1 protein-coding gene is annotated in these 321 nt (G+C 52.3%); it reads right to left on the reverse strand.

Features of this window, described 5'->3' with window-relative positions:
- Positions 1 to 321: UDP-N-acetylglucosamine 2-epimerase (locus LKX83_RS32265; protein WP_227887357.1), on the reverse strand; the 321-nt coding region annotated here is incomplete at both ends.

The following is a 321-nucleotide window of genomic DNA, read 5'->3' on the forward strand; positions in this document are numbered from 1 at the left end:
CACCAAAGGCCGGTGCTTCTTCCTGTACACCACCGGAATCTGTGAGAATCAAGTGAGCACGGGACATAAAATTATGGAAATCAACAGCACCAAGTGGAGCAATCAGTTGGATGCGGCTGTGTTCGCCCAGGTATTGATTCGCTGCTTCCTGTACAACCGGATTTAGATGCACCGGGTACACTACGGCAATATCTTCATGCTTGTCTACCAATCTGCGAATCGCACGGAACATACGCGCCATCGGCTCACCAAGATTCTCACGGCGATGGGCGGTCATAAGCACCAGCTTCTTGCCGGCAAACGCCTCAAGCACGGGATGCT

The sequence above is a fragment of the Cohnella baijiui genome, assembly GCF_020731285.1.
Taxonomy (GTDB): Bacteria; Bacillota; Bacilli; order Paenibacillales; family Paenibacillaceae; genus Cohnella.